This is a genomic window from Pseudomonas sp. MM213 (assembly GCF_020423045.1).
GTDB classification, from domain to species: Bacteria; Pseudomonadota; Gammaproteobacteria; order Pseudomonadales; family Pseudomonadaceae; genus Aquipseudomonas; species Aquipseudomonas migulae.
The window spans coordinates 5,986,511-6,012,003 of sequence record NZ_CP081943.1; the positions used below are offsets into that span (position 1 = coordinate 5,986,511).

Consider the following 25,493-nt stretch of genomic DNA (forward strand, 5'->3'; position numbering starts at 1 on the left):
GATGAGCGCGCTCTATATGATTGTCGGCACCCTGGTAGCCCTGGGCGTGCTGGTCACTTTCCACGAATTCGGCCATTTCTGGGTCGCACGTCGCTGTGGAGTCAAAGTGCTGCGTTTCTCCGTGGGCTTCGGTATGCCGTTGCTGCGCTGGCACGACAAGAAAGGCACTGAATTCGTGATTGCCGCCATCCCGCTGGGTGGCTACGTGAAAATGCTCGACGAGCGCGAAGGTGAAGTGCCGGCCGATCAGCTCGATCAATCCTTCAATCGCAAATCCGTCCGTCAGCGCATTGCTATCGTGTCGGCGGGGCCGATTGCCAACTTCTTGCTGGCGATGATTTTTTTCTGGGTGCTCGCCATGCTTGGCAGCGAGCAGGTGCGGCCAGTCATTGGTGCCGTTGAGTCCGGCAGTATCGCCGCCAGGGCGGGTTTGAGTGCAGGTCAGGAAATTGTTGCCATTGATGGTGAGCCGACTTCGGGCTGGGGTGCAGTAAATCTGCAACTGGTTCGCCGTCTTGGTGAAAGCGGTTCCCTTCAGTTGCTGGTTCGTGAGCAGGGTTCCACAGCGGATTCGCCGCGTGAGCTGGTGCTGGATAAATGGCTCAAGGGCGCTGACGAGCCGGATCCGATTCGCTCGCTGGGTATTCGCCCATGGCGTCCGGCGTTGCCGCCGGTGCTGGCGGAACTCGATCCGAAAGGCCCGGCGCAGGCTGCCGGTCTGAAAACCGGTGACCGATTGTTGACCCTGGATGGCAAGGCGCTCGATGACTGGCAACAAGTGGTCGATATCGTCCGTATTCATCCTGATACCAAAATCATGCTGCGCGTCGAGCGCGATGGTGCTCAAATCGACGTCCCTGTGACGCTGGCTTCTCGCGGCGAGAAAAAGTCGCCCAGTGGTTATCTCGGTGCCGGGGTGAAAGCGATCGATTGGCCGCCGGAGATGATTCGCGAGGTCAGTTACGGTCCTTTGGCCGCGATTGGCGAGGGGGCTCGACGCACCTGGACCATGAGCATACTGACCCTCGATTCGCTCAAGAAAATGTTGTTCGGTGAGCTCTCGGTAAAAAACTTGAGTGGACCGATAACCATTGCTAAAGTGGCGGGCGCTTCTGCCCAGTCGGGCGTCGCTGATTTCCTGAATTTCCTTGCTTATCTGAGTATTAGCCTGGGTGTTCTGAATTTGTTGCCCATTCCGGTACTGGATGGGGGGCATTTGTTGTTTTATCTGATTGAGTGGGCGCGTGGTCGCCCCTTGTCGGATCGGGTGCAGGGTTGGGGGATACAGATCGGCATCAGTTTGGTGGTCGGGGTGATGTTGCTCGCTCTGGTCAATGATTTGGGTCGTCTGTAACACTTCGCTGAATTGCGAATCTGCCGCATTTTGCGGCAGTTTGTTTATTGCCAGTTGGAATAAGAAAGGACTTCATGAAACGTCTGCTGCTAACTGCGGTTCTCACCGTATTGATGATCGCCGAAGTTCACGCCGAGTCCTTCACTATCTCTGATATTCGCGTCAATGGCCTCCAGCGGGTCTCCGCGGGTAGCGTCTTTGGTGCCTTGCCGTTGAACGTCGGTGAACAGGCGGATGATCGTCGCCTGGTGGAATCCACTCGTGCGCTGTTCAAAACCGGGTTCTTTCAAGATATCCAGCTGGGCCGTGATGGCAACGTCCTGGTCATTACTGTAGTCGAGCGTCCGTCCGTCGCCAGTATCGAGATCGAGGGTAACAAGGCGATCTCCACTGAAGACCTGATGAAGGGCCTCAAACAGTCCGGTCTGGCCGAAGGCGAGATCTTCCAGCGCGCCACCCTCGAAGGTGTTCGTAACGAGCTGCAGCGCCAGTACGTCGCTCAGGGCCGCTACTCGGCTACCGTTGACACCGAAGTGGTGCCGCAGCCGCGTAACCGCGTCGGCCTCAAGGTCAATATCAACGAAGGCACCGTTGCAGCTATCCAGCACATCAACGTGGTGGGTAACACGGTCTTTCCTGATGAAGACCTGATCGACCTGTTCGAACTCAAGACCACCAACTGGTTGTCGTTCTTCAAGAACGACGACAAGTACGCTCGTGAAAAACTGTCCGGTGACCTGGAGCGTCTGCGTTCCTACTACCTGGACCGTGGCTATATCAACATGGATATCGCTTCGACCCAGGTGTCCATCACCCCGGACAAGAAGCACGTCTACATCACCGTCAACGTCAACGAAGGCGAGAAGTACACCGTTCGTGACGTCAAGCTGAGCGGCGACCTGAAAGTTCCTGAAGACCAGGTCAAGTCCCTGCTGCTGGTGCAGAAAGGCCAGGTGTTCTCGCGCAAGCTGATGACCACTACGTCCGAACTGATCACCCGTCGCCTGGGTAACGAGGGTTACACCTTCGCCAACGTCAACGGCGTACCTCAGCCGCACGATGAAGACCACACCGTAGATATCACTTTCGCGGTCGATCCGGGCAAGCGTGCTTACGTTAACCGCATCAACTTCCGTGGCAACACCAAGTCCGAAGACGAAGTGCTGCGCCGTGAAATGCGTCAGATGGAAGGCGGCTGGGCTTCGACTTACCTGATCGACCAATCCAAGACCCGTCTTGAGCGTCTGGGCTTCTTCAAGGAAGTCAACGTCGAAACCCCGGCTGTACCGGGTGTCGATGACCAGGTTGACGTGAACTACAGCGTTGAAGAGCAAGCGTCCGGTTCGATTACCGCCAGTGTCGGCTTTGCACAGAGTGCCGGTCTGATCCTCGGTGGTTCGATCACCCAGAACAACTTCCTCGGTACCGGTAACAAGGTCAGCGTTGGCTTGACCCGCAGTGAATACCAGAGCCGCTATAACTTCGGTTATGTCGACCCGTACTGGACTGCAGACGGTGTGAGCCTGGGTTACAACGCGTTCTATCGCACCACTGACTACAAAGACCTCGACGTCGACGTTGCCAGCTATGCGGTAGACAGCTACGGTGCCGGCGCGAGCGTTGGTTATCCGATCAGCGAGACTTCGCGTCTGACGTTCGGCCTGACTGCACAACAGGACAAGATCAAGACTGGCCTGTACACCGTTGACGAAATCTTCGACTTCGTTAACAAGGAAGGCGACAGCTACCTGAACTTCAAGGCTTCGGCCGGTTGGTCCGAGTCGACCCTGAACAAAGGCGTACTGGCGACCCGTGGTCATTCGCAAAGCCTTGTGCTGGAAACCACGACCCCTGGCAGCGACCTGTCGTTCTTCAAACTCGACTACCGTGGCCAGTTGTTCCAGCCGTTGACCGAAAACTACACCATGCGCCTGCATACCGAACTGGGTTATGGCGATGGCTACGGTTCGACCGATGGCTTGCCGTTCTATGAAAACTACTATGCTGGTGGTTTCAACTCGGTTCGTGGCTTCAAGGACAGCACCCTGGGGCCTCGCAGTACTCCAAGTACCGGCAAGAACCCTGGCACTGCGCTCGATCCGGACCAGGATCCGCTGCCGTTCGGTGGTAACGTCCTGATCCAGGGCGGTGTGGAGGTTCTTTTCCCTCTGCCGTTCGTCAAGGATCAGCGTTCCCTGCGCACCTCGGTATTCTGGGACGTGGGTAACGTGTTCGACTCGCAGTGCAAGTCGACCACCAATGCCGATGGTTCGAAGTCCAATACACAGTGCAACGACATCAGCCTGAGCAACATGGCCAGCTCTGTCGGTGTAGGCGTGACATGGGTTACCGCACTGGGTCCTCTGAGTTTCGCGTTGGCCATGCCGATCAAGAAACCGGATGAGGCTGAAACTCAAGTGTTCCAATTCTCCCTCGGCCAGACGTTCTAAGCGTCTGACCCAAGATAACGACAATGGATTTTGTAGGAGTGCATCGTGCGTAAGTTGACTCAATTGGTTCTCCTGGCGACCGTACTGGTAGCAGGCCCGGCTTTTGCCGACATGAAAATTGCCGTTCTGAACTATCAAATGGCTTTGCTGGAATCCGATGCGGCCAAGAAGTACGCCGTGGATGCCGAGAAGAAGTTCGGCCCGCAACTGACCAAGCTCAAGACGCTGGAAAGCAGTGCCAAGGGTATTCAGGACCGTCTGATGACTGGCGGCGACAAGATGCAGCAAGGCGAGCGTGAGCGTCTGGAGCTTGAATTCAAGCAAAAGGCCCGTGACTTCCAGTTCCAGTCCAAGGAATTGAACGAAGCCAAAGCCGTTGCCGACCGTGAAATGCTGAAGCAGCTCAAGCCGAAACTGGACAGCGCTGTGGAAGAAGTCATCAAGAAAGGTGCTTTTGACCTGGTCTTCGAGCGTGGCGCAGTGATTGATGTCAAACCTCAGTACGACATCACTCGCCAGGTTATCGAGCGCATGAATCAGCTGAAGTAATCCATGACAGCGACCATAAAACTCGGCCAGTTGGCCGAGTTCCTCGGCGCCACCCTACGTGGCGACCCAGAGAAGGAAATTACTGGGCTAGCCACTTTGCAAGAGGCTGGCCCAGCTCAGTTGAGCTTTCTGGCAAATCCTCAGTACCGCAAATACCTGGCTGACAGCCGGGCTGCAGCACTGTTGCTGAAAGCCGCTGACGCTGAAGGTTTTGCCGGGAATGCATTGGTCGTACCTGATCCGTACGCTGCCTACGCTCGTGTTTCCCACCTGTTCGATCCCAAGCCCAAGGCGGCTGCCGGCATTCATCCGACCGCAGTGATTGCGGCGGACGCGGTGGTTGATCCAGCGGCGAGCATCGGTGCCTTTGTGGTCATCGAGAGCGGGGCGCGAGTTGATGCAGGTACGACCATTGGCGCGCATTGCTTCATCGGCGCTCGTAGCGTTATCGGCGAAGGTGGCTGGCTCGCACCGCGCGTCACGCTGTATCACGACGTGCGTATCGGCAAGCGGGTGGTGATTCAGTCCGGTGCAGTATTGGGTGGCGAAGGCTTCGGCTTTGCCAACGAGAAAGGCATCTGGCAGAAAATCGCCCAGATCGGTGGCGTTCTGGTCGGTGACGATGTGGAGATCGGCGTGAATACCGCCATCGACCGCGGTGCACTGGCCGATACCATTCTTGGTAATGGCGTCAAGCTCGACAATCAGATTCAGATCGCCCACAACGTTCAAGTTGGTGATCACACTGCCATGGCGGCGTGCGTGGGGATTTCCGGCAGCACCAAAATCGGCAAGCATTGCATGCTCGCCGGTGGCGTAGGGCTGGTGGGACATATCGAAATTTGTGACAAGGTTTTCATTACCGGGATGACCATGGTGACCCACTCGATTACCGAGCCGGGTTCCTATTCTTCCGGTACGGCCATGCAACCGGCTGCCGAATGGCGCAAAAGCGCGGCACGTATCCGTCAGCTCGATGACATCGCGCGGCGGCTGCGACAGCTGGAAAAGCGAGTAGGGGAAGTGACCCCTGACGGTATTGCTTCATCAGATGGCTGATACCATTTCCATATCAAGTGTGCACAGCCGCTAGACTGCCTCCTTGATTTGCTAGAGGAGCGCGCGTCAGTCGCGCGTTCCCAATCTTTACATAGGCTTCCCCCCGAAATGATGGACATCAACGAGATTCGCGAATACCTGCCTCACCGTTACCCGTTCCTGCTGGTGGACCGGGTCGTGGATCTGGATGTGGAAGGCAAGCGCATTCGCGCCTACAAGAATGTCAGCATCAACGAACCGTTCTTCAATGGTCACTTCCCTGCGCATCCAATCATGCCGGGCGTACTGATCATCGAAGCGATGGCTCAGGCTGCCGGGATCCTTGGTTTCAAGATGCTGGACGTGAAGCCGGCTGATGGCACCCTGTACTACTTCGTAGGCTCCGACAAACTGCGTTTCCGTCAGCCGGTCAAGCCTGGCGACCAGTTAATCCTTGAAGCCACGTTCATCAGCTGCAAACGCAAGATCTGGAAGTTCGAATGCCAGGCATCGGTAGATGGCAAGCCGGTCTGCTCGGCCGAGATCATCTGTGCGGAACAAAAAGTATGAGTTTGATTGACCCTCGCGCAATCATCGATCCGACGGCCATCCTGGCCGACGACGTCGAGGTCGGCCCTTGGTCGATCGTCGGCGCTGGTGTGGAAATCGGCGAGGGGACAGTGATTGGGCCGCATGTGATTCTCAAAGGCCCGACCCGAATCGGTAAGCACAACCGCATCTACCAGTTTTCTTCGGTAGGCGAAGACACGCCCGATCTGAAATACAAGGGTGAAGAAACCCGTCTGGTCATCGGTGACCACAACGTCATCCGTGAAGGCGTGACCATTCACCGCGGGACCATTCAGGACCGTTCCGAAACGACCCTGGGCGATCACAACCTGATCATGGCCTACGCTCACATCGGCCACGACAGCGTCATCGGCAACCATTGCATCCTGGTCAACAACACCGCGTTGGCGGGCCATGTGCATGTTGAAGACTGGGCGATCCTGTCCGGTTTTACCCTGGTTCACCAGTATTGCCACATCGGCGCCCACAGCTTTTCCGGTATGGGTACCGCCATTGGCAAGGACGTTCCAGCGTACGTCACGGTGTTCGGCAACCCGGCCGAAGCGCGCAGCATGAACTTCGAAGGCATGCGCCGTCGTGGTTTCAGCGAAGACGCGATCCACGCCCTGCGCCGTGCCTACAAGGTGGTTTATCGCCAGGGCCTCACGGTTGAGCAGGCACTCGCGGAGCTGGCCGAACCTTCGGAGCAGTTTCCGGAAGTTGCGGTGTTCCGTGACTCCATCCAGTCTTCGACCCGCGGCATCACACGTTAATCATGGCTAATCTGCGTATTGCGCTGGTGGCGGGTGAGGCTTCCGGTGACATTCTGGGCGCCGGTCTCATGCGTGCGCTCAAGGCTCAGCATCCGGCGGTCGAGTTCATCGGTGTCGGTGGCCCGCTGATGCAGGCCGAAGGCCTGACCTCGTATTTTCCGATGGAACGTCTCTCGGTCATGGGGCTGGTGGAAGTGCTCGGTCGGCTGCGCGAGTTGTTGAAACGCCGCAAGAAGCTGATCGCAGACCTGATCGCCGAGAAACCGGACGTGTTCATCGGTATCGATGCGCCGGATTTCAACCTCAATATCGAACTGAAGCTGCGTCAGGCCGGGATCAAGACCGTGCATTACGTTAGTCCGTCGGTGTGGGCGTGGCGGCAGAAGCGGGTGCTGAAGATTCGCGAAGGTTGCGACCTGATGCTGACGCTGTTCCCGTTCGAAGCGAAATTCTATGAAGAGAAGGGCGTGCCGGTGCGGTTTGTCGGTCACACCTTGGCCGATGCGATACCCCTTGAGGCTGATCGTCGCGCCGCACGCGCCGAGCTCGGTTTGCCTGATGGCCCATTGGTCGCGCTGATGCCGGGCAGTCGCGGTGGCGAAGTCGGGCGTCTGGGCGCTTTGTTCCTCGATGCCGCCGAGCGTTTGCGTGCCATGCGCCCTGGCGTGCGTTTCATTATTCCTTGCGCCAGCCCTCAGCGCCGCGCGCAGCTTGAAGAGCTGCTGGCCGGTCGCGATCTGCCGCTGACCCTGCTCGACGGCAAGTCCCATCTGGCACTGGCCGCCTGCGACGCAGTGTTGATTGCCTCCGGAACGGCGACCCTCGAAGCCTTGCTGTACAAGCGTCCGATGGTGGTGGCTTATCGCCTGGCACCGCTGACGTTCTGGATCCTCAAGCGCATGGTGAAAAGCCCTTACGTCTCGTTGCCGAACCTGCTCGCTCAGCGCCTCTTGGTACCTGAATTGTTACAGGACGATGCAACGGTTGAAGCCTTGGCCCAGACGCTGTCGCCCCTGATCGAAGGTGGCGAAGAGCAGACCCGCGGCTTCGACGAAATCCACCGGACCTTGCGCCTGGATGCCTCCAATCAGGCGGCGGACGCGGTACTGAATCTGATCGGCAAAACACAATGACAAAAGCACAACAGATGGGCCTCGATTTCACCCTGGTCGCCGAAGTCGAAGAGCTGGTTGCCGGTGTGGATGAAGTCGGTCGCGGCCCGCTCTGTGGCGCTGTGGTGACGGCAGCGGTGATCCTCGATCCGAATCGTCCGATCCTTGGCCTCAACGATTCGAAGAAGCTCACCGAAGCCCGCCGCGAAAAACTCTTCGACGAAATCTGCGAAAAAGCCCTGAGCTGGTGCATCGCTCGCGCGGAAGTCGAAGAAATCGACGAGCTGAACATCCTGCATGCCACCATGCTGGCCATGCAGCGTGCGATCGAAGGCCTGCACATTCAGCCAAAACTGGCGATGATCGACGGTAACCGCTGCCCGAAACTGGCCATGCGCGCTGAAGCCGTGGTCAAGGGCGACAGCAAGGTCCCTGCCATCGCCGCGGCCTCGATTCTGGCCAAGGTCAGCCGCGACCGTGAAATGGCGGCATTTGAACTGATTTACCCGGGTTACGGCATCGGCGGTCACAAAGGCTACCCGACGCCCGTTCATCTGGAAGCGCTGGCACGCTTGGGGCCGACGCCGATTCACCGCCGCTCGTTCGCACCGGTGCGGTTGGCGTATGAGGCGCGGGAAAGCCTCATCGAGAGTTAGTCGCGAGGCTGATGTTTTCGCCAAGGCCCGGTACAATCCGGGCCTTGTTGTTTTCATGACATAACGCAGGATCACTATGCCGGCTTCATTCGTTCACCTACGCCTGCACACTGAATACTCCCTGGTCGACGGTCTGGTGCGGATCAAACCGCTGGTCAAGACCCTGGTCGGCATGAACATGCCTGCCGTAGCGGTCACTGACCAGAACAACATGTGTTCCCTGGTCAAATTCTATAAAGCCTCGATGGGCGCAGGCATCAAGCCGATCTGCGGCGCCGACTTGTGGCTGTCGAACAAGGACCCGGACAACGCCCTGAGCCGGATCAGCCTGCTGGCGATGAACGCTGTCGGCTATCGCAACCTGACTGAGCTGATCTCCCGCGGTTTCATCGACGGCCAGCGTAATGGCTCGATCATCATCGAGCGTGAGTGGGTGGCCGAGGCCAGCGAAGGCTTGATCATGCTGTCGGCGGCGAAGGAAGGCGAAATCGGCCTGGCCATGCTCAGCGGCAATCCGGCGGAAGCGGAAAAACTGGCACGCGAATGGATGGCGGTGTTCCCGGATCGTTTCTATCTGGAAATCCAGCGCACCAACCGCCCTAACGATGAAGAACAACTGCACGGCGCCGTGGCCCTGGCCGAGAAAATCGGCGCGCCACTGGTAGCGACCAACGACGTGCGCTTCATCAAGCAGGAAGACTTCGCCGCTCACGAAACCCGCGTCTGCATCGGTGAGGGCCGTGCCCTCGACGATCCGCGGCGGTCGAAGAATTACAGCGATCAGCAATACCTCAAAAGCGCCGAGGAAATGGCCGAGCTGTTCAGCGACATTCCCGAGGCGCTGGAAAACACCGTCGAGATCGCCAAGCGCTGCAACATCGAAGTGAAGCTGGGCACGCACTTCCTGCCCAACTTCCCGATTCCCGATGGCATGACCATCGACGAATATTTCCGCAAGGTGTCCTTCGATGGCCTGGAAGAACGGCTGACCGTTCTGCTGCCCAAGGACACCACCGAAGACTATGAAGCCAAGCGCCAGGTCTACGTCGACCGGTTGAATTTCGAGCTGGATATCATCATCCAGATGGGCTTCCCCGGTTACTTCCTGATCGTTATGGACTTTATCCAGTGGGCCAAGAGCAACGGTGTGCCGGTAGGCCCTGGCCGTGGATCGGGTGCCGGATCGCTGGTGGCCTATGTACAGAAGATCACCGACCTCGACCCGCTGGAATATGACCTGCTGTTCGAACGGTTCCTTAACCCGGAACGGGTCTCCATGCCCGACTTCGACGTTGACTTCTGTATGGACGGTCGTGACCGCGTGATCGACTACGTGGCCGAGAAATACGGGCGCAACGCGGTAAGCCAGATCATCACTTTCGGTTCCATGGCTGCCAAGGCTGTGGTCCGTGACGTGGCGCGGGTCCAAGGCAAGTCCTACGGCCTGGCGGATCGTCTGTCGAAGATGATTCCGTTCGAAGTCGGCATGACCCTGGAAAAAGCCTACGAACAGGAAGAAATCCTGCGTGACTTCATCAAGGTCGATGAAGAAGCCGCGGAAATCTGGGAAATGGCGCGCAAGCTTGAAGGCGTCGTGCGTAACGTCGGTAAACACGCCGGTGGCGTGGTAATCGCGCCGACCAAGCTGACCGATTTCTCGCCGATCTATTGCGATGAGGCCGGTGACGGCCTGGTAACCCAGTTCGACAAGGACGACGTTGAAGCCGCCGGTCTGGTGAAGTTCGACTTCCTCGGTCTGCGGACCCTGACGGTCATCGACTGGGCGCTGAAAACCATCAACCGCGACCGCGCCAAGGTCAACGAACCGCCGCTGGACATCGCGTTCATCCCGCTGGACGACAAGCCGACCTACACGCTGCTGCAAAAAGCGGAAACCACCGCGGTGTTCCAGCTCGAGTCGCGCGGCATGAAAGAGCTGATCAAAAAGCTCAAGCCCGACTGCCTGGAAGACTTGATCGCACTGGTGGCCCTGTTCCGTCCGGGCCCCTTGCAATCCGGCATGGTTGACGACTTTATCAACCGTAAGCACGGTCGCGCCGAACTCGCGTACCCGCACTCGGATTACCAGTACGAAGGCCTGAAGCCGGTACTGGCGCCGACTTACGGCATCATCCTGTATCAGGAACAGGTGATGCAGATCGCCCAGGTCATGGCCGGTTACACCCTCGGCGGTGCGGACATGCTGCGGCGGGCCATGGGTAAGAAAAAGCCCGAAGAAATGGCCAAGCAGCGCGGCGGTTTCATTGAAGGTTGCAAGACCAACAATATCGAAGCCGACCTGGCCGGTAACATTTTCGACCTGGTAGAGAAATTCGCCGGTTACGGCTTCAACAAATCCCACTCCGCCGCCTACGGGCTGGTGTCGTACCAGACCGCGTGGCTGAAAACGCACTACCCGGCGCCGTTCATGGCCGCGGTACTGTCGGCGGATATGCACAACACCGACAAGGTCGTGACCTTGATCGAAGAAATTCGCACCATGAAGCTGCGTCTCGACGCGCCGGATGTGAATACTTCGGAGTTCAAGTTCACGGTGAACGACGAAGGCCGCATCATTTACGGCCTCGGCGCGATCAAGGGTGTGGGCGAAGGCCCGGTAGAGGCGATCACCGAGGCGCGTCAGGACGGTCCGTTCAAGGATCTGTTCGATTTCTGCGCCCGTGTCGACCTCAAGCGCATCAACAAGCGCACCCTCGACGGTTTGATCCGCAGCGGTGCACTGGATCGTCTGGGCCCGTATTTCCATGACGAACCTAAAGCCTATCAAGCGAGCATCGACCAAAACCGCGCAGTGCTGCTGAATGCGATGGAAGGGGCGATCAAGGCCGCCGAACAAACCGCTCGTACCCACGACAGTGGTCACGCCGATCTGTTTGGCGGGCTGTTCGTCGAGGCAGACGCCGACGTCTACGCCAATCACCGCAAGGCGAAAGAGTTGACCCTGAAGGAGCGCCTGAAAGGGGAGAAAGACACCCTGGGCCTGTACCTGACCGGTCACCCGATCGACGAATACGAAGGTGAAATCCGCCGTTTTGCCCGTCAGCGCATCATCGACCTGAAGCCGGCTCGCGATACACAGACCGTCGCGGGCATGATCATCGCCCTGCGTGTGATGAAGAACAAAAAGGGCGACAAGATGGGGTTCATCACCCTTGACGATCGTTCTGGGCGGATCGAAGCTTCGTTGTTTGCCGATGCGTTCCATTCGGCGCAGTCGCTGTTGCAGACTGATGCGATGGTTGTTGTCGAGGGCGAAGTCAGCAACGACGATTTCTCCGGCGGTTTGCGCCTGCGGGTCAAGCGGGTGATGAGCATGGAAGATGCGCGCACCAACCTGGCCGAAAGTCTGCGCTTGAAGCTGCAGACCAAGGATTTGAAAGGCGATCAGCTACGCTGGCTGGGTGAGCTGTTCAAGCGTCACCGAGGTGCGTGCCCGATCACCATGGAGTACACGAGCCCCGATGCGAAGGCCTTGCTGCAGTTCGGCGAGACCTGGCGAATCGACCCGGCGGATGCGTTGATTCAAGCCTTGCGTGACCAGTTCGGGCGAGACAACGTCTTCCTCCAATACCGTTGACGGTCAGGTAGCAACTGAACGCCCTGATCTCGACCTGAATTTTTAATCTCGACCTGAACGCGCCTCTCCCTTAAGGTAGGGCGCGAATAGACAACCGGCCGGCCCAAGCTCTCTTGGACGTCGACCCAAGACGGACGCCTATGAACCCGAATTTTCTAGATTTCGAACAGCCGATCGCCGACCTGCAAGCCAAGATCGAAGAGTTGCGCTTGGTCGGTAACGACAATTCGCTGAATATCGGCGATGAGATCTCCCGCCTGCAGGACAAAAGCAGCACGCTGACCGAAGACATCTTCGGCAAGCTGACCAGCTGGCAGATCGCGCGTCTGGCGCGTCACCCGAAACGTCCATATACCCTGGACTACATCGAACACATCTTCACCGAGTTCGACGAGCTGCACGGCGACCGTCACTTCTCTGACGACGCTGCCATCGTTGGCGGCGTGGCCCGTCTGGACGACCAGCCGGTGATGATCATCGGTCACCAGAAAGGCCGCGAAGTGCGCGAGAAGGTTCGCCGCAACTTCGGCATGCCGCGTCCGGAAGGCTACCGCAAGGCGTGCCGCCTGATGGAAATGGCCGAGCGCTTCAAAATGCCGATCCTGACCTTCATCGACACGCCGGGTGCTTACCCGGGCATCGACGCTGAAGAGCGCAACCAGAGCGAAGCGATTGCCTGGAACCTGCGTGTCATGGCTCGCCTGAAAACCCCGATCATCGCCACCGTCATCGGTGAAGGTGGTTCCGGTGGTGCACTGGCAATCGGCGTGTGCGATCAGTTGAACATGCTGCAGTACTCGACCTACGCGGTGATCTCGCCGGAAGGTTGTGCGTCGATTCTGTGGAAAACCGCCGAAAAAGCGCCGGATGCCGCTGAAGCCATGGGCATCACCGCCGAGCGCCTGAAAGGCCTGGGCATCGTTGACAAAGTGATCGGCGAGCCTCTGGGCGGCGCTCATCGCGACCCGGTGGCGGCCGCTGCATCGATCCGTGCCGAGCTGACCTCGCAACTGGCGATGCTGAAGAAGTTCGATAACGACGCGCTGCTCAAGCGCCGTTACGAGCGACTGATGAGCTACGGTCTCTAAGCCGGGCGCGCAATACCCCTGTGGGAGCGAGCCTGCTCGCGATTGCGGTTTAACATTCAACTAATCGGTTGGCTGTTTGACCGCAATCGCGAGCAGGCTCGCTCCCACATTTGATTTGTGCAAAGGGAAAGATATGGATCGGCCCACGATTGATTTGCCTTCCCGGCTTTTGATGAATCTGAACCCGTGGCGCAATGCTGCGAAATGGCTCATCGCCTTCTCCGGTGGACTCGACTCCACGGTCCTTTTGCACCTTCTCGCCCATCTCGCCAAAACCGAACACCTCCCTGAGCTGAAAGCTATCCACATTCATCACGGCCTCCAGTCTGTGGCCGATGCGTGGCCGGAGCATTGCCAGTCAGTCTGTGATGCGCTGGGAATACCGCTACAGGTCGTTCACGTCCAGGTTCAGCCCGGCGCCAGCCTTGAGCGTGCAGCCCGTGACGCGCGCTATGGCGCGTTCATCGAGGCTACTCAAGCCAATGAAGTGCTGTTGACCGCCCAGCATCGTGATGATCAGGCGGAAACCCTGTTGTTCCGATTGCTGCGTGGGGCAGGGGTGAGAGGGTTGTCAGGGATGCCACGTCAACGTGTGTTGGGCAAAGGGCATCTGCTGCGACCCTTGCTCGATGTCACGCGAGCAGAGTTGGAGGGGTACGCGAACGAGTACTCATTGAGCTGGATCGAGGATCCTTCCAATGAGGATCGACGTTTCTCGCGTAATTACTTGCGCAATCAGGTGTTCCCGGTGCTGACCGAACGCTGGCCTCAAGCGATGGCGACTATGGCTCGCAGCGCCGCGCATCTGAGCGAAGCGCAGGAATTGCTCGATGAGTTGGCGCAAATCGATCTGGCCCAGGCCGGCTCCATCAGTGAATTCGATTGGCTGGGTGTGCCGTCACTTGAGCTTTCTACGCTTGTCAGCCTGTCCGCCGCTCGCCAGCGAAATGCAGTGAGTCACTGGCTCTCGGCATTGACCCGTTTACCGGATAGCGACCATTGGTCGGGTTGGGAAGATTTTCGTGATGCTGCCGCGGATGCCTCTCCGGTCTGGCGCTTGGCCGATGGGGAATTGCATCGGGCGAACGGGCGGATCTGGTGGTTGTCGGGCTGCTGGCTGCGAACGCCGCCGCCCGCGCCTGATTGGCCTTATCCCTCGAGATCACTGGCGTTGCCAGATAACGGCGTGCTCTCGCTCACCGGTCAAACCCCCGATGGCCCGCTGCATATCCGCTATCGTGAAGGGGGTGAGGTCATGAGTCTGCCCGAGCGCGGCCATCGTGATCTGAAGCGTTTGCTCAACGAACGTGGGGTCCCGGGCTTCGTCCGTGGCAGATTGCCGCTGCTCTATCAGGGCGAGCAATTGTTGGCGGTGGCGAGGCTGCAAGGTTTGAATGGCAGTGAGCAGGACGGCTGGAATTTGCATTGGCAGCCACCGAACGAAGATCAAGGTTTGAGCTGAAAGGGGCTTTCCGGTAGACTACGCTCCCTTCTTGATACAACTTCTGTGGATTCGCCTGAATTGCAGGAGTTGCCGATTACCAAGCAGTCTTTGCTGGGCGATTCCAAAAAATGTGTAGCGAGCAACGTACCGGTGTTTCATCTTCCGGTCTGTCCCAACGCGGCGGTTTTTTTGAAAGGTGCACTGTGATTAATGCAGGTGATCGGGGGCTTCGGCCTTCCTTCGCTTTCCCCGGCGGCTCGGACCGCTTTAACGCAGACTTCTAGGGTTTTTCATGACGCGCTACATATTCGTCACGGGCGGTGTTGTTTCTTCATTGGGGAAAGGCATTGCATCGGCTTCATTGGCGGCCATCCTGGAGGCGCGGGGACTTAAGGTCACCATGCTGAAGCTGGATCCGTACATCAACGTCGATCCGGGCACCATGAGCCCGTTCCAGCACGGTGAAGTGTTCGTCACCCACGACGGCGCCGAGACCGACCTGGACCTGGGTCACTACGAGCGGTTCATCCGCACGACCATGACCCAGAACAACAACTTCACCACCGGCCGTGTCTACGAACACGTCCTGCGCAAAGAGCGCCGTGGTGATTACCTGGGCGCGACCATCCAGGTGATCCCGCACATCACCGACGAAATCAAGCGCCGGATCATCAAGGGCGCCGGCGATGCCGACGTGGCCATGGTCGAGATCGGTGGCACCGTGGGTGACATCGAATCCCAACCGTTCCTCGAAGCCATCCGCCAGCTGCGTTTCGAAGTCGGCGCCAAGCGCGCGATGCTGATGCACCTGACACTGGTGCCGTACATCGCCACTGCCGGCGAAACCAAAACCAAGCCAACCCAGCACTCGGTCAAGGAGCTGCGCTCCATCGGCCTGCAACCTGACGTGCTGGTGTGCCGCTCCGATCACCCGATCGACATCTCCTCGCGTCGCAAGATCGCGCAATTCACCAACGTTGAAGAACGTGCGGTAATCGCGCTGGAAGACGCCGACACCATCTACAAGATCCCGGGCATCCTGCATTCGCAAGGCCTGGATGATTTTGTGGTCGAGCGTTTCGGCCTGCAATGCGGCGGTGCCGATCTGTCCGAGTGGGAAGCCGTGGTTGACGCCAAGCTCAATCCTGAGCACGAAGTCACCATCGCCATGGTCGGCAAGTACATGGAATTGCTGGACGCCTACAAGTCGCTGATCGAAGCGATGAGTCACGCCGGCATCAGCAACCGTACCAAGGTCAACCTGCGCTACATCGATTCCGAAGACATCGAAAACCAGGGCACCGCGCTGCTGGAAGGCGTCGACGCGATTCTGGTGCCTGGCGGCTTCGGTCTGCGTGGCGTGGAAGGCAAGATCACCGCCGTCCAGTACGCTCGCGAAAACAAGGTTCCGTACCTCGGCATCTGCCTGGGCATGCAAGTAGCGGTCATCGAGTTCGCTCGTAACGTCATGGGCTGGAAAGACGCCAACTCCACCGAGTTCGATCGTGCAAGCGGTCACCCGGTCGTGGGTCTGATCACCGAGTGGGAAGACGCCACCGGCGCCGTCGAAACCCGTACCGAAACCTCCGATCTGGGCGGCACCATGCGTCTCGGCGCGCAGGATTGCCTGCTGGAGCCGGGTTCCCTGGTCCACGGCTGCTACGGCAAGGACGTGATCGTCGAGCGTCACCGTCACCGCTACGAAGTGAACAACAACCTGCTGCCGAAAATCATGGAAGCCGGTCTGAAAATCTCCGGTCGCTCCGGTGATGGCGCGCTGGTTGAAGTGGTCGAAGCCCCGGATCATCCATGGTTCGTCGCTTGCCAGTTCCACCCTGAGTTCACCTCGACGCCACGCGACGGTCACCCGTTGTTCAGCGGCTTCGTCAAAGCAGCTTTGGCTCAACACCAGAAGAAGGCTTGAACCTTATGGCGCAGAAGATCATCCGCGTAGGCGATATCGAGATTGCCAACGACAAGCCAATGGTGCTTTTCGGTGGCATGAACGTGCTGGAAAGCCGCGACATGGCGATGCAGGTCTGCGAAGAGTACGTGAAGGTTACCGAGAAACTCGGTATCCCTTACGTGTTCAAGGCCAGCTTCGACAAGGCCAACCGTTCCTCCGTGACCTCTTACCGTGGCCCCGGCCTGGAAGAGGGCATGCGGATTTTCCAGGACATCAAGCAAGCCTTCGGCGTGCCGATCATCACCGACGTCCACGAGCCTGAACAGGCCGCGGTCGTCGCTGAAATCTGCGACATCATCCAGCTGCCGGCCTTCCTGTCGCGCCAGACCGACCTCGTGGTCGCGATGGCCAAGACCGGTGCGGTGATCAACATCAAGAAAGCCCAGTTCCTCGCACCTCAGGAAATGAAACACATCCTGAACAAGTGCGTGGAAGCGGGTAACGATCAGTTGATCCTCTGCGAGCGTGGTTCGAGCTTCGGCTACAACAACCTGGTGGTCGACATGCTCGGCTTCGGCATCATGAAGCAGTTCGAGTACCCGGTGTTCTTCGACGTGACCCACGCGCTGCAAATGCCTGGCGGTCGTGCCGATTCCGCCGGCGGTCGTCGCGCCCAGGTCCTCGATCTGGCGAAAGCCGGGATCAGCCAGTCACTGGCCGGTCTGTTCCTCGAAGCACACCCGGACCCGGACAACGCCAAATGCGACGGCCCTTGCGCCTTGCGTCTGGACAAACTGGAGCCATTCCTGGCCCAGCTCAAAGCTTTGGACGAACTGGTGAAGAGTTTTCCGACGGTAGAAACCGCGTAATCCTCATTTCTCCGGTAAAGTACCGCACGATTTGTTGCTCAGGCCCTCGGGCCTGAGCCTTATCGTCCGCAAGTCTGCCCGTTGCACATCACTTGCCGGCGATAAAAGATTTCCTTCAGCTGCGTCGTTTTCGTCAACTTTGGAGTGTTTACAACAATGGCAAAAATCGTCGACATCAAAGGTCGTGAAGTTCTCGACTCCCGTGGCAACCCCACCGTGGAAGCGGACGTGCTTCTCGATAACGGCATCATCGGCAGCGCTTGCGCGCCGTCCGGTGCTTCCACTGGCTCGCGTGAAGCGCTCGAGCTGCGTGATGGCGACAAGAGCCGTTACCTGGGCAAAGGCGTTCTGAAAGCCGTCGCCAACATCAACGGTCCGATCCGCGACCTGTTGAAAGGTACAGATCCAAGCGACCAGAAAGCGCTGGATCACGCGATGATCAAGCTGGACGGTACTGAAAACAAAGGCTCCCTGGGCGCCAACGCGATCCTCGCCGTTTCCCTGGCCGCGGCCAAGGCAGCAGCTCAGGACCAGGACCTGCCGCTGTACGCACACATCGCCAACCTGAACGGTACCCCGGGTGTTTACTCGATGCCGGTTCCGATGATGAACATCATCAACGGTGGCGAGCACGCCGATAACAACGTCGACATCCAGGAATTCATGGTTCAGCCGGTTGGCGCCAAGTCTTTCTCGGAAGGTCTGCGCATGGGCACCGAGATTTTCCATCACCTCAAAGCTGTGTTGAAGGCCCGTGGCCTGAGCACTGCCGTCGGTGACGAAGGTGGTTTCGCACCGAACCTGGCTTCCAACGAAGACGCTTTGAAAGTGATCTCCGAAGCCGTGGCCAACGCTGGTTACAAGCTGGGCACCGACGTGACCCTGGCACTGGACTGCGCGGCCAGCGAGTTCTACGAAGACGGCAAGTACAACCTGTCCGGCGAAGGCCAGGTGTTCACCGCTGAAGGTTTCGCCGATTACCTGAAAGGCCTGACCGAGCGTTACCCGATCATCTCCATCGAAGATGGCCTGGACGAGTCCGACTGGGCTGGCTGGAAAATCCTCACCGACAAGATCGGCGAGAAAACCCAGCTGGTAGGCGACGACCTGTTCGTAACCAACACCAAGATCCTGAAAGAAGGTATCGATAAAAAGATCGCCAACTCGATCCTGATCAAGTTCAACCAGATCGGCACCCTGACCGAAACCCTGGAAGCCATCCAGATGGCCAAGGCCGCCGGTTACACCGCCGTGATCTCGCACCGCTCCGGCGAAACCGAAGATTCGACCATTGCCGACCTGGCTGTGGGCACTTCGGCTGGCCAGATCAAGACCGGCTCCCTGTGCCGTTCCGATCGCGTTTCCAAGTACAACCAACTGCTGCGTATCGAAGAGCAGTTGAACGGCAAAGCCAAGTACAACGGCCGCAGCGAGTTCCGCGGTTAAGCTGTAGAAGGTAAAAAGACACCGGATTGTGTCGGAAAAATCGCGACAGCGACGTTTTTGCCACTAATCTGATGCCTTAAGAGCACAAGCCTGGATTTTCCAGGCTTCGTGCTATCAGAAGCTTCAAAGTTTTGGCATGGCTGTCTTTTTTCACTGGATACCTGATATTCGATGCGCAGTCCCAATTGGTTGTTCCTCGTCTTGCTCTTGTTGCTGGCTGGCCTGCAATACCGCCTGTGGGTGGGTAATGGCAGTCTGGCGCAAGTGGCCGAGCTGACTCAGCAGATCGCGGATCAACACGCAGAGAACGAAGGCTTGCTGGAGCGCAATCGGGTCATGGACGCCGAAGTCAGTGAGTTGAAAAAAGGCATGGAGACCGTTGAAGAGCGGGCTCGCCATGAGTTGGGCATGGTCAAGGACGGTGAAACCCTTTACCAGTTGGCTCAATGAATTCCTCGTTACCGGCCTTCTGGGCCGTTATCCCTGCCGCGGGCGTCGGTGCCCGTATGGCCGCAGACCGTCCCAAGCAATATTTGCACCTGGGCGGGCGCACTATTCTTGAACACAGCCTTGGCTGTTTCCTTGATCATCCTTCCCTGAAGGGACTGGTGGTCAGTCTGGCTGTTGATGATCCTTATTGGCCCAATCTGGCATGCGCTGGCGATTCGCGTATTCAACGCGTTGACGGTGGCGCCGAGCGTTCCGGGTCGGTGCTCAATGCCTTGCTGCACTTGCATGCGTTGGGTGCGGACGATGAGGATTGGGTGTTGGTCCACGATGCGGCGCGGCCGAATCTGAGCCGCGATGATCTGGACAAGTTGCTGGTTGAACTGGCTGACGATCCGGTCGGCGGGCTGCTGGCGGTTCCGGCACGCGATACCCTGAAGCGGGTCGACAAGCACGGTCGTGTCGTTGAAACCGTGGACCGCAGCGTGATCTGGCAGGCGTATACGCCGCAGATGTTTCGACTTGGCGCGTTGCATCGGGCGTTGGCGGACAGTCTGGTGGCGGATGCGGTGATCACTGATGAAGCGTCGGCGATGGAGTGGGCTGGTTCATCGCCACGCCTTATCGAAGGGCGTTCCGACAATCTCAAGGTCACACGTCCCGAAGATCTTGAATGGTTGAGACAGCGCTGGGCTAACCGCCGCTGATTGACTTGGGGTCAGTGTTATCCCCGATCGCGAGCAGGCTCACTCCTACAGGGTTCAACGGTGTACACAAGATGTGTGTTCGTCCCCGTCCACTGTAGGAGTGAGCCTGCTCGCGATAGCGGTAGTCCAGGCACTCGATTTCTTCCTGGCACACCAGCAACCGTCTAGCTTCGATACTCCGGCCGCTCAGCCAGCCCTTCCTTCAAATAATCCACCAACTTGCGCACCTTCGGCGACAGATGCCGCTGCTGTGGATAAAGCGCCCAAACGGCAGTATTCGGCGGCTGATGAGCCTCCAGCAGCGAAATCAAATCCCCGGTTTTCAGATGCTCCAGCACGTAGTAATCCGGCAGCTGACAGAGCCCGACGCCCTGTAACGCCGCATCCAGCACCGCTTGCCCACTGTTGCAACGCCAGTTTCCCTGCACCCGCTGGGAAAATTCCCGCCCGTTCTGTTCCAGTTGCCACAGGTCCGAACTACCGATGAGGCAGTTGTGGCGGCTCAATTCCGACAAGCTATGTGGGCGACCATACCGTTCCAGGTAGGACGGAGACGCGCACAAATACATGCGTCGCGGTGCCAGTCGCGTGGCGACCAGTCGCGAGTCCTGAAGGCGGCCGAGGCGGATCGCCAGGTCCAGGCCTTCATGCACCAGGTCGAGTTGACGGTTGCTCAGCTCGATATCAATCCGCAGTTGCGGATAAAGCCCCATGAATCGCGTCACCAGCGGCACGATAAAGCGCTCGCCGTAGGCCACCGCGCAGGTCATGCGCAACATGCCTTTGGGCTCGCTGGTCAGGTCGCCGACAGCTCTGAGTGCCTCTTCACGACCGTCCTGCAACCGTTGGCAATGCTGCAAAAACGTTTGCCCGGCTTCGGTCAGCGTGACTCGCCGGGTGCTGCGATAAAGCAGGCGCGTCTGAAGGCGTTCTTCGAGGCGTACTATTTGGCGACTGATGTGGGAGGAAGACACCCCAAGACGCTCCGCCGCCGCCGTAAACTGGCTGCACTCGGCCACGGCGACGAACTCGTCGATACCTTCCCAGCGGTTCTCGGACATTAACGATTATCCCTGTGTGGCAATAATGTTTTGCTTTTGTCCGGATTATTCACCGTAAGGCGCTGTATTACACTCACTGTCTCGTTTTATTCACTGGAGAACCAACATGATCAAGTCGCGCGCCGCCGTTGCCTTCGAGGCCAAGAAACCCCTCGAGATCGTTGAAGTCGATGTCGCCCTGCCCAAGGCCGGTGAAGTTCTGTTGCGTGTGGTTGCCTCCGGTGTCTGTCATACCGATGCCTACACCCTGTCGGGCGCTGACCCGGAAGGTATCTTCCCGTCGATCCTCGGTCATGAAGGTGGCGCGGTGGTTGAAGCGATCGGCGAGGGCGTGACCTCGGTCGCTGTCGGCGATCATGTGATCCCGCTGTACACCCCGGAATGCCGCCAGTGCAAATTCTGCCTGTCGGGCAAGACCAACCTGTGCCAGGCGATTCGTGCGACCCAGGGCAAAGGCCTGATGCCAGATGGCACCACGCGTTTTTCCTACAAGGGCCAGCCGATTTTCCACTACATGGGCACCTCGACGTTCTCCGAATACACCGTGCTGCCGGAAATTTCCGTCGCCAAGATTCCTAAAGAAGCGCCGCTGGAAAAAGTCTGCCTGCTGGGCTGCGGCGTCACCACCGGCATTGGCGCGGTACTCAATACAGCCAAGGTGAAACCGGGTGATACCGTGGCGATTTTCGGTCTTGGCGGTATTGGTCTGTCGGCGGTCATTGGCGCGGTAAAAGCCAAGGCTGCGCGCATCATCGCCATCGACATCAACCCGGCCAAATTCGAGATCGCCAAACAGTTGGGTGCAACCGACTGCGTGAACCCGAAAGACTTCGACCGTCCGATCCAGGAAGTCATCGTCGACATGACCGATGGCGGCGTCGACTTTTCCTTCGAGTGCATCGGCAATGTCCAATTGATGCGCGCCGCACTTGAGTGCTGCCACAAAGGCTGGGGCGAGTCGGTGATCATCGGCGTCGCCGGTGCCGGTCAGGAAATCGCTACCCGCCCATTCCAGTTGGTCACCGGTCGCGTCTGGCGCGGTTCGGCGTTCGGCGGTGTGCGCGGTCGTACCGAATTGCCGAGCTATGTCGAAATGGCCGAGACCGGCGAAATCCCGCTGGATACGTTCATCACCCACACCATGGGCCTGGAAGATATCAACAAGGCTTTCGACCTGATGCATGAAGGAAAAAGCATCCGTTCCGTCATTCATTTCTGAGGTCGGTCATGAGCCTGGAAAATATCTCCTGCCAGAAAAGCTTCGGCGGCTGGCACAAACGCTACCGGCACCGCTCCGACGTGCTCGGTTGCGACATGGTGTTTGCCGTGTACCTGCCGCCGCAAGCGGAGCAGGGCGGCAAACTGCCGGTGCTGTACTGGTTGTCCGGCCTGACCTGCACCGACGAAAACTTCATGCAAAAGGCCGGCGCCATGCGCATGGCCGCCGAGCTTGGGTTGATCATCGTTGCCCCGGACACCAGCCCGCGCGGTCCCGATGTGCCGGGTGATCCGGACGGTGCCTGGGACTTCGGCCTCGGCGCCGGGTTTTATCTGAATGCCACGCAGGAACCCTGGTCGCGGCACTATCGGATGCATGACTATGTCGTGCAGGAATTGCCGGCATTGGTCGAAGCCCATTTCCCGGCTTCGGACAAGCGCGGTATCAGCGGCCACTCCATGGGCGGTCACGGCGCGCTGGTCTGTGCGTTGCGCAATCCGGGGCGTTATCAGTCGGTGTCGGCGTTCTCGCCGATCAACAATCCGATGGATTGCCCGTGGGGTCAGAAAGCCTTTTCCCGTTACCTGGGCGAAGACCGTTCGAAGTGGCGCGAGTGGGATGCCTGTGCGCTGATTGCCGAGGCTGACGAGAAGCTGCCGCTGTTGGTCGACCAAGGTGATCGAGATGATTTTCTCGCCACCCAGCTCAAGCCTGAAGCCCTGCAACAGGCGGCCAAACTGGCCGGTCATCCGCTGACGTTGCGCTTGCAACCGGGCTACGACCACAGCTATTTCTTCATCGCCAGCTTCATCGATGAACACTTGCAGCATCATGGACGTGCTCTAAGCGCCTAATGACTGACAAAGCAGGTAGAATCACGCCCTGACAAAAATCGGGGCGTTTTTTTTATGCGTATTGGCCACGGCTATGATGTGCACCGTTTCGCTGAAGGCGATTTCATTACTCTGGGCGGCGTGCGCATTGCACACGGCTTCGGGCTGCTCGCTCATTCCGACGGTGACGTCCTGCTGCACGCCTTGAGCGATGCCTTGCTCGGCGCTGCTGCGCTGGGTGATATCGGCAAGCATTTCCCGGACACCGACCCGACATTCAAGGGTGCCGACAGCCGTGTGCTGTTGCGTCATGTCGTCGCACTGGTCCACGCCAAGGGCTGGAAGGTCGGCAACGTCGATAACACCATCGTCGCCCAGGCGCCAAAAATGGCCCCGCATATCGAATCGATGCGTGCGCTGATTGCCGCGGATCTTCAAGTTGAGTTGGATCAAGTGAACGTGAAAGCTACCACCACCGAAAAGCTCGGCTTTGTCGGTCGCGAAGAAGGTATTGCCGTGCACTCCGTTGCCTTGTTGCTGCGCGCATGAACGAACTGCAATTGCTTGGCCCGCGTGCCTATGGTGAAGCCCTCGGCACCGCTGTACTGAAAGCTACGGCGGAAGATTTCCAGGTCGATGAAGTCCTCAATATTCCTCTCAGCGGCGACGGCGAGCACCTGTGGATCTGGGTGGAAAAACGCGGCCTGAATACCGAAGAGGCAGCACGTCGAATCGCCAAGGCGGCGGGCGTGCCGTTGCGCACCGTCAGTTACGCCGGTCTCAAGGATCGTCAGGCGTTGACGCGTCAGTGGTTCAGCGTGCAACTGCCGGGCAAGGCTGACCCTGATCTGTCGGCGGCGGAAAACGATACGCTGAAAATCCTCAAGACCGGTCGGCACAAACGCAAGCTGCAACGCGGTGCCCACTCGGCCAACGGTTTCACCTTGCGTCTCACGCAATTCGCTGGCGACAAAGCGGCGATCGATGCGCGTCTGCAACTGATCGCCAAACAAGGTATTCCGAATTATTTCGGCGCCCAGCGTTTCGGCTTTGACGGTGGCAACGTGGTCGATGCCCGTAGCTGGGCCGCGCGCAAGGCCTTGCCGGAGCAGCGCAACGTGCGTTCGCGTCTGCTTTCCACCGCCCGCAGTTTTCTGTTTAACCAAGTGTTGGCGGCGCGCGTTGCTGATGGCACCTGGCAGCAAGCGCAGGTTGGCGATCTGTTGGCGTTTACCGACAGCCGCAGTTTTTTTCCGGCCGGTGAGGCCGAGTGCAGCGACCCGCGACTGGCGATTCTAGACCTGCACCCGACCGGCCCGCAGTGGGGTGAAGGTGACTCGCCGGCGATGGGCGCTGTCCATGAACTGGAGCAGGCAATCGCCGCCCGCGAAGCAGACCTTCGCGATTGGTTGATTAATGCCGGAATGAGCCACGAACGTCGCATCCTGCGGCTGCCCATTGGTGGGTTGACGTGGCATTATCCCGAGCCTGACATTCTGCAACTGGAATTCGTCCTGCCGGCCGGATGCTTTGCCACTGTATTGGTGCGCGAGCTTGTTGATCTGGTGCCGGTGGGGCAGACGGACAGCCCATGCGTATTCTGATTTCTAACGACGATGGGGTAACCGCACCCGGTCTCGCCGCGCTTTATGCTGCGCTGGCGGATTACACCGAATGCGTGGTTATCGCCCCGGACCAGGACAAAAGCGGCGCCAGCAGTTCGCTGACGCTCGACCGTCCGTTGCACCCGCAAACCCTGGCCAACGGCTTTATCAGCCTTAATGGCACACCGACCGATTGCGTGCACCTGGGCCTCAACGGCTTGCTGGAGCGCGAAGCGGACATGGTGGTTTCCGGCATTAACCTGGGCGCCAACCTGGGGGACGATGTGTTGTATTCCGGTACCGTGGCAGCGGCCCTCGAGGGGCGTTTCCTGAAGCGGCCATCGTTTGCCTTTTCGTTGGTCTCACGGCAGGTCGAGAACCTTCCCACAGCCGCTTACTTTGCGCGCAAACTGGTGGAAGCCCACGCTGACCTTGACCTGCCACCGCGCACGGTGCTGAACGTGAACATTCCCAATTTGCCGCTGGACCACATCCGCGGAATCCAGCTGACGCGCCTCGGCCATCGCGCCCGCGCCGCGGCACCGATGAAAGTGGTCGACCCGCGCGGCAAGTCCGGTTACTGGATCGCCGCCGCCGGGGACGCCGAAGACGGCGGCCCGGGCACCGACTTCCATGCGGTGATGCAAGGCTATGTATCCATCACGCCGCTGCAACTGGATCGCACCTTCAATGATGCTTTCGCAAGTCTCGACGGCTGGCTGGAGGGACTGCGCTGATGGCTCGTGAACAAGACCCGATGCATCGCGGT

Annotated in this window: 22 protein-coding genes; 21 read left to right on the top strand and 1 reads right to left on the bottom strand. The window is 58.7% G+C overall.

The genetic code is table 11. The annotated features are described in order from the left end of the window. The first annotated feature begins 1 nt into the window (after position 1). The 16 genes from rseP to ispD all read left to right on the top strand — a co-directional run bounded on the left by rseP (position 2) and on the right by ispD (position 20,007). A complete protein-coding gene (gene rseP / locus K5R88_RS27180; protein WP_226298709.1) occupies positions 2-1,354 on the top strand; it encodes a sigma E protease regulator RseP in 1,353 nt (450 codons plus the stop codon). A gap of 74 nt (positions 1,355-1,428) precedes the next feature. Then, positions 1,429-3,804 carry an outer membrane protein assembly factor BamA gene (gene bamA, locus K5R88_RS27185; RefSeq protein ID WP_008039402.1) on the top strand — a complete coding sequence of 792 codons (2,376 nt, stop codon included), beginning with the start codon at positions 1,429-1,431 and terminating at the stop codon, positions 3,802-3,804. 45 nt (positions 3,805-3,849) lie between these two features. Further along, positions 3,850-4,353 carry an OmpH family outer membrane protein gene (locus K5R88_RS27190; protein WP_226298710.1) on the top strand — a complete coding sequence of 168 codons (504 nt, stop codon included), beginning with the start codon at positions 3,850-3,852 and terminating at the stop codon, positions 4,351-4,353. A 3-nt stretch (positions 4,354-4,356) separates the two neighbouring features. Beyond that, positions 4,357-5,412, top strand: a complete 1,056-nt coding sequence (gene lpxD / locus K5R88_RS27195; RefSeq protein ID WP_008039404.1) for a UDP-3-O-(3-hydroxymyristoyl)glucosamine N-acyltransferase — start codon at positions 4,357-4,359, stop codon at positions 5,410-5,412. A gap of 108 nt (positions 5,413-5,520) precedes the next feature. Further along, positions 5,521-5,961, top strand: a complete 441-nt coding sequence (gene fabZ / locus K5R88_RS27200) for a 3-hydroxyacyl-ACP dehydratase FabZ (protein WP_008028982.1) — start codon at positions 5,521-5,523, stop codon at positions 5,959-5,961. Further along, a complete protein-coding gene (gene lpxA, locus K5R88_RS27205; RefSeq protein ID WP_008039405.1) occupies positions 5,958-6,734 on the top strand; it encodes an acyl-ACP--UDP-N-acetylglucosamine O-acyltransferase in 777 nt (258 codons plus the stop codon). Before fabZ ends, lpxA begins: the two co-directional genes overlap by 4 nt. Before the next feature lie 2 nt (positions 6,735-6,736). Continuing rightward, a complete protein-coding gene (lpxB, locus tag K5R88_RS27210) occupies positions 6,737-7,867 on the top strand; it encodes a lipid-A-disaccharide synthase (RefSeq protein WP_008028984.1) in 1,131 nt (376 codons plus the stop codon). Then, a complete protein-coding gene (gene rnhB, locus K5R88_RS27215) occupies positions 7,864-8,502 on the top strand; it encodes a ribonuclease HII (RefSeq protein WP_008028985.1) in 639 nt (212 codons plus the stop codon). Before lpxB ends, rnhB begins: the two co-directional genes overlap by 4 nt. A 76-nt stretch (positions 8,503-8,578) precedes the next feature. Further along, the gene (gene dnaE, locus K5R88_RS27220; RefSeq protein WP_008028986.1) at positions 8,579-12,100 is read left to right on the top strand and encodes a DNA polymerase III subunit alpha; all 3,522 of its coding nucleotides are present in this window, start codon (positions 8,579-8,581) and stop codon (positions 12,098-12,100) included. A gap of 140 nt (positions 12,101-12,240) precedes the next feature. Continuing rightward, positions 12,241-13,188 carry an acetyl-CoA carboxylase carboxyltransferase subunit alpha gene (locus K5R88_RS27225; protein WP_223453197.1) on the top strand — a complete coding sequence of 316 codons (948 nt, stop codon included), beginning with the start codon at positions 12,241-12,243 and terminating at the stop codon, positions 13,186-13,188. A gap of 133 nt (positions 13,189-13,321) precedes the next feature. Beyond that, entirely contained in the window at positions 13,322-14,650 is a 1,329-nt protein-coding gene (gene tilS / locus K5R88_RS27230) for a tRNA lysidine(34) synthetase TilS (protein WP_226300287.1), read from the top strand. 274 nt (positions 14,651-14,924) lie between these two features. Beyond that, positions 14,925-16,556 carry a CTP synthase gene (locus K5R88_RS27235; RefSeq protein ID WP_008028989.1) on the top strand — a complete coding sequence of 544 codons (1,632 nt, stop codon included), beginning with the start codon at positions 14,925-14,927 and terminating at the stop codon, positions 16,554-16,556. Between the two features lie 5 nt (positions 16,557-16,561). Continuing rightward, on the top strand, positions 16,562-17,407 hold the full coding sequence (gene kdsA, locus K5R88_RS27240) for a 3-deoxy-8-phosphooctulonate synthase (protein WP_226298711.1): 846 nt from the start codon (positions 16,562-16,564) through the stop codon (positions 17,405-17,407). A gap of 156 nt (positions 17,408-17,563) precedes the next feature. Next, on the top strand, positions 17,564-18,853 hold the full coding sequence (gene eno / locus K5R88_RS27245) for a phosphopyruvate hydratase (protein ID WP_008039408.1): 1,290 nt from the start codon (positions 17,564-17,566) through the stop codon (positions 18,851-18,853). Positions 18,854-19,024: 171 nt separating this feature from the next. Continuing rightward, positions 19,025-19,303: a cell division protein FtsB gene (ftsB, locus tag K5R88_RS27250; protein ID WP_008028992.1), complete on the top strand. Its 279-nt coding sequence runs from the start codon at positions 19,025-19,027 to the stop codon at positions 19,301-19,303. After that, complete coding sequence (ispD, locus tag K5R88_RS27255) at positions 19,300-20,007, top strand: 2-C-methyl-D-erythritol 4-phosphate cytidylyltransferase (RefSeq protein ID WP_008028996.1); 708 nt, start codon at positions 19,300-19,302, stop codon at positions 20,005-20,007. Before ftsB ends, ispD begins: the two co-directional genes overlap by 4 nt. Before the next feature lie 164 nt (positions 20,008-20,171). On the opposite strand, the gene K5R88_RS27260 is transcribed toward ispD, so the two are convergent. Next, the gene (locus tag K5R88_RS27260; RefSeq protein ID WP_008028998.1) at positions 20,172-21,068 is read right to left on the bottom strand and encodes a LysR substrate-binding domain-containing protein; all 897 of its coding nucleotides are present in this window, start codon (positions 21,066-21,068) and stop codon (positions 20,172-20,174) included. A 106-nt stretch (positions 21,069-21,174) separates the two neighbouring features. Between K5R88_RS27260 and K5R88_RS27265 the strand changes: the two genes are divergently transcribed. The 5 genes from K5R88_RS27265 to surE are packed head-to-tail and all read left to right on the top strand — an operon-like array spanning position 21,175 to position 25,461. Further along, positions 21,175-22,287, top strand: coding sequence for an S-(hydroxymethyl)glutathione dehydrogenase/class III alcohol dehydrogenase (locus tag K5R88_RS27265; RefSeq protein WP_008029001.1), 1,113 nt, complete (start codon positions 21,175-21,177; stop codon positions 22,285-22,287). Positions 22,288-22,295: 8 nt separating this feature from the next. Further along, positions 22,296-23,141: an S-formylglutathione hydrolase gene (gene fghA / locus K5R88_RS27270; RefSeq protein WP_008029003.1), complete on the top strand. Its 846-nt coding sequence runs from the start codon at positions 22,296-22,298 to the stop codon at positions 23,139-23,141. 54 nt (positions 23,142-23,195) lie between these two features. Beyond that, the gene (gene ispF, locus K5R88_RS27275) at positions 23,196-23,669 is read left to right on the top strand and encodes a 2-C-methyl-D-erythritol 2,4-cyclodiphosphate synthase (protein ID WP_008029005.1); all 474 of its coding nucleotides are present in this window, start codon (positions 23,196-23,198) and stop codon (positions 23,667-23,669) included. After that, the gene (gene truD, locus K5R88_RS27280; RefSeq protein ID WP_226298712.1) at positions 23,666-24,724 is read left to right on the top strand and encodes a tRNA pseudouridine(13) synthase TruD; all 1,059 of its coding nucleotides are present in this window, start codon (positions 23,666-23,668) and stop codon (positions 24,722-24,724) included. Before ispF ends, truD begins: the two co-directional genes overlap by 4 nt. After that, the gene (surE, locus tag K5R88_RS27285) at positions 24,712-25,461 is read left to right on the top strand and encodes a 5'/3'-nucleotidase SurE (protein WP_008029009.1); all 750 of its coding nucleotides are present in this window, start codon (positions 24,712-24,714) and stop codon (positions 25,459-25,461) included. Before truD ends, surE begins: the two co-directional genes overlap by 13 nt. Positions 25,462-25,493 lie beyond the last annotated feature (32 nt).